This window comes from Sphingobium sp. (assembly GCF_035511395.1).
Taxonomy (GTDB): Bacteria; Pseudomonadota; Alphaproteobacteria; order Sphingomonadales; family Sphingomonadaceae; genus Sphingobium.
The window spans coordinates 1-3,533 of record NZ_DATKFP010000332.1; the positions used below are offsets into that span (position 1 = coordinate 1).

Consider the following 3,533-nt stretch of genomic DNA (forward strand, 5'->3'; position numbering starts at 1 on the left):
ATATCAGCGCAGTCGAGCGCGCCGGCATGGTGACGCTCCAAAAAGACCAGCGCCTTCAATATGAGGTCGAGACCGATCGCCGCGGCAAACAGTCGGCCGTTAATCTCGAAGCTGCCTGACCGCTTGGCCGGCCTTGCGCCGGTCTATCGATAACTCCGTCCGGCGCAGGCGCCGGACGGAGCCCGGACGGTAGCAACGTCCACGCTGGCGCGCCGGTTGTGGCAAAAGGTTGCCGCCGGCGCCCCCGTCCATAGCTGGACATCCCTATCGATCCGTCAAGGATCTGGTGTTTATGGCCGCCATCGCCGACCATTTCGGTTTCGCGGCCCCATTTCTATATTCTGCGCCAAAGTGTGGCGCACAGGACCATGATGAAATTCAAATTCCCACCCACTCCCCGCCTGTCGGCCGTTCCGACTGCCCTGCACAAAGTGCGGCTGTCATCCGGCCACCAGCCCTCAGGCGTTCTGCCGCCAAACGAATTGCGCCGCATTGTCGCGGAAATGCTCGGCTGAAGCAGGCCATTTGACCCTATAGAGGAGACAGCCATGTCGGTGACCAAAGATTTCTATCTGGCGCGCATTGCCCAGTGTGAACGCGAAGCCGGCGAGGCCCAACTCGACAATGTGCGTGCGCGTTGCCTGCGCGCGGGAGATGCCTGGCGGCTTTTGGCTGATCGCTTTCTTAAAACCGAAACGGAACGACAGCGCCAGACCGCCGACAAGGCCGCGATCGAAATCTCCGACGTCTAGACCCTTCCCAAATATGGTTTGACGCCGCGCCTTTCACCCGAACAGGCCGCCCGTCTGGGCCGCATCTCGCAAGCAGCGATCACCCATTTGGGCGCGCAAGGCGCGATTGCTCTTTTTGCCCCCCCACGATAACGGCCTCTGTGGAAGATCGCTCGACCCGCCGTCAGTTGTGTGAAGCAGAGGCGCTGTTGGCGGCCCAGCCGCCGATGATCGGCGGCTGGGCCGCGCGATCAAAGTTCACCTAAGCGGCGTCAAAGCCGCGCCGTGGCCTCAGACCTCGCCAGCCTTCGCCCGATGGCAAGCGTCTGGATTACGAAGAGCAGGATCAGGATTGCAGCCACGCTGCCAACGAACAGGTCGAACCCGGAAACCTGGCCGAAATAGCCTGGGCCTGAGCCCAGGCACATCATGGTGATCGTGAGACCAATAAGCACCAGACGCAATTCGGTAGGGCCGGCGGAAAGATATGAGAGTTTGAACTCACCCAGCACACGGGCGGAAAGATAGGCGTGGATCGAGAGCAGAAGATATCCTGCCAACGCCATCAGCGCGACGTCCATCGCGACGAACGGGCTTAGGCCAATCCCAGCAAGGATCAGCAACGTCGCCAGCCCGTCGCAGCTATGATCGATGAAATAGCCGTAGGACGGGCGTTCGATCTTCCGGTAGCGCGCAAGGCTGCCATCCATGGAATCGCCGAACCACTGCACGCCATAGCCGGCGATTGCGAACAGCAGCCACCATATCGAGAGATTACTCGCGATATAGCCCAGGAAGATGAGGGCAGCGCCAGCCATGCCTGTGCCAGTCAATCGATCGGGTGTCACCCATTGCGGCATGCGGGCGCATAGCCACGACAGCAGTTGTCGCTCGCGAACGGCGAGCCAATTCTGTTGGATCCGGTTGAGAGCCGGGGAGGATTCGTGCGGGATGGCAGGAGCTTTCGTGAAGAGAACGGCCGACAAGCGCGGCCGAAACGTTGTGCGTTTCTCAGCGCCGTAGTCGGAAAATGCGCCAAGCGAGAAATCCCAAAAGAACGCCGAGGCGACCAATAACGGCAGCCACGAGGAAAAATTCCGCGTCATCGTAATTTCCCATATTTGCGGGAGCACATGGGTCTTTCTGTCGGACCGCGCGGAAAAAAGCCCGATGATGTTCGCTATCAGGTCGGACCAGAGCGGAACAGGACTAATTCGCCACCAACGGATATTGGTACGCGACGGATTGCCGCGCCTGTGTTAAAAGTCCGTCATTGTGCGAACCATGCCGCAAGCATTCGCCTGACAGAGAGACTTTCCGTGCTCCCGCTTGCCAGCCGAGGAGCCTAAACATGGACGATCTTGTATATTTGTTGAAGCGCGAGCAGGAAGAATTGCTTCGCGCCCGCTATTCCCCTTGTCCTTCCGCGCGTGCCGGCCACCGCCGTACGGCCAAAGGCTATGCGGTTCGTATTCGCGATCATGAACTTCCTTACAGAAGCCTGCGGGCCGATGGCTCGGTCGCTTTCGATCCTGCTGACTTTGGCACAGAAGGGGCGGCGCATTGAGCCGCGTCCTGCATGCCAGCGTCACGCCCGATGTGCTGACCGACCTGTGCAGCAAGAACGCGCTGCGGATATCTACGCTCGAACCACTGACTTCGGGAGGTACGCGCATCGTTATGCTTGACGGTCGTGATGCCGACATGTTGCGTGGCCTGCTCAGGGGCAAGCTCATCGAAGGGCCGGTCACGCGCTCCTCCAAATATGTCGCGCGGCAGCGGCCGGCATAGGCGCGGCGCATTGGAGCAATTTGATTATTTCAGCCGCAAGGCTGCCGAACTGCGCCAGGCTGACCTTGCCGAGACGCCAGCCGAGCGCAGTCGGCACGAGGAGCAGGCCCGGGCCTATGACAAGATCATCGCGGTCTTGCAGCGCGAGGAGCAACGCGGTGCGCGCGGCATTATCTAGAGCGCAGCTGCGTTAAATCTGACACAGGTCGCGCGCTCTAGCTTTTTGTTTTCGCATCGTTTTAAGCGTAAAACCGGCTCCCACTTTTCCGCACGATGTTCTAGCCGGCGCGTGCCCTGAACTAGCAGCTTGGGATGTCGATCCTCTGGAGATCAGCGCCAACCCGATGCGCGATGGCGGCACCCGTCGGGGCGCCGGGCTTTTGTGCGAACCAGATATTATGCCAGCGATCAGTGCTGCCGACGTAGGCCGGCATGACGACCTCGTCGACCAGGAACCCCGCCGCTTCGAGCCTGCCCGCAAAACCCTCATCCCGGTAGGACGACCATATCGACAGGAAGCCACCTCTCCGAAGGGCAGCAAAGGCAGCCAGCAAACCCTCATCCGTATAGAGTCGATCGTTATCCACTGTGATGAAGCCATCAGGGCCATTGTCGACATCGAGCAGAATGGCGTCGAACTGCTCAGTCCGTTCGCCGATCGCAGCCTGCACGTCGATGATTCGCAGGCTCAGACGTGGATCAGAGAGATCCTCGCCATAAAGATGCGCGAGCGGCCCGTGCGCCCATGCCAGAATTTCCGGGATCAGTTCCGCCACCATGACACGGGCGTCGTCCGCCCAGGCCGCAAGCACCGCACGCAGAGTAAAACCCATGCCCAGCCGCCGACCAGAACATGCCCGTCTGTCCGCCCCAGGCGCTCGACGGTCATGGTTGCGAGCGCCATTTCCGAAAGATGATCCTGTGTTCCCATCAACTCGTCTTGACCGAACTGGATGGAGAATTCCTTGCCGCACTGTAGCAACTGCAATTGCCCGCCCCCTGGTATATTCG

General features: G+C 60.2%; 6 protein-coding genes and 1 pseudogene. 5 read left to right on the top strand and 2 right to left on the bottom strand.

The annotated features are described in order from the left end of the window. Together VMR39_RS22985 and VMR39_RS22990 are read left to right on the top strand one after the other, a co-directional pair. Positions 1-119: pseudogene (locus VMR39_RS22985) on the top strand (cold-shock protein); the annotation flags it as partial. A 429-nt stretch (positions 120-548) separates the two neighbouring features. Continuing rightward, entirely contained in the window at positions 549-752 is a 204-nt protein-coding gene (locus VMR39_RS22990; protein WP_325419526.1) for a hypothetical protein, read from the top strand. 251 nt (positions 753-1,003) lie between these two features. On the opposite strand, the gene VMR39_RS22995 is transcribed toward VMR39_RS22990, so the two are convergent. Then, positions 1,004-1,591 (bottom strand): CDP-alcohol phosphatidyltransferase family protein, encoded by a 588-nt coding sequence (locus VMR39_RS22995; protein WP_325419536.1) that lies wholly within the window; start codon positions 1,589-1,591, stop codon positions 1,004-1,006. Between the two features lie 491 nt (positions 1,592-2,082). Between VMR39_RS22995 and VMR39_RS23000 the strand changes: the two genes are divergently transcribed. From VMR39_RS23000 to VMR39_RS23010, 3 genes are read left to right on the top strand one after another with little or no spacing between them, the layout of a single operon-like run. Further along, positions 2,083-2,298, top strand: coding sequence for a hypothetical protein (locus VMR39_RS23000; protein ID WP_325419528.1), 216 nt, complete (start codon positions 2,083-2,085; stop codon positions 2,296-2,298). Then, a complete protein-coding gene (locus tag VMR39_RS23005; protein ID WP_325419530.1) occupies positions 2,295-2,522 on the top strand; it encodes a hypothetical protein in 228 nt (75 codons plus the stop codon). The genes VMR39_RS23000 and VMR39_RS23005 overlap by 4 nt, the downstream gene beginning before the upstream one ends. A 10-nt stretch (positions 2,523-2,532) precedes the next feature. Continuing rightward, positions 2,533-2,700: a hypothetical protein gene (locus VMR39_RS23010; RefSeq protein WP_325419532.1), complete on the top strand. Its 168-nt coding sequence runs from the start codon at positions 2,533-2,535 to the stop codon at positions 2,698-2,700. A 121-nt stretch (positions 2,701-2,821) separates the two neighbouring features. Here the strand turns inward: VMR39_RS23010 and VMR39_RS23015 are convergent, their stop codons facing one another. Beyond that, positions 2,822-3,355, bottom strand: coding sequence for a spermidine synthase (locus VMR39_RS23015; RefSeq protein WP_325419534.1), 534 nt, complete (start codon positions 3,353-3,355; stop codon positions 2,822-2,824). Between the last annotated feature and the right edge of the window lie 178 nt (positions 3,356-3,533).

What these genes read in the sequence shown, in the direction of transcription:
- VMR39_RS23015 (WP_325419534.1), bottom strand. Translation starts at nt 3,355, where the DNA reads ATGGGTTTTACTCTGCGTGCGGTGCTTGCGGCCTGGGCGGACGACGCC.
- VMR39_RS23000 (WP_325419528.1), top strand. Translation starts at nt 2,083, where the DNA reads ATGGACGATCTTGTATATTTGTTGAAGCGCGAGCAGGAAGAATTGCTT.
- VMR39_RS22995 (WP_325419536.1), bottom strand. Translation starts at nt 1,591, where the DNA reads ATGCCGCAATGGGTGACACCCGATCGATTGACTGGCACAGGCATGGCT.
- VMR39_RS22990 (WP_325419526.1), top strand. Translation starts at nt 549, where the DNA reads ATGTCGGTGACCAAAGATTTCTATCTGGCGCGCATTGCCCAGTGTGAA.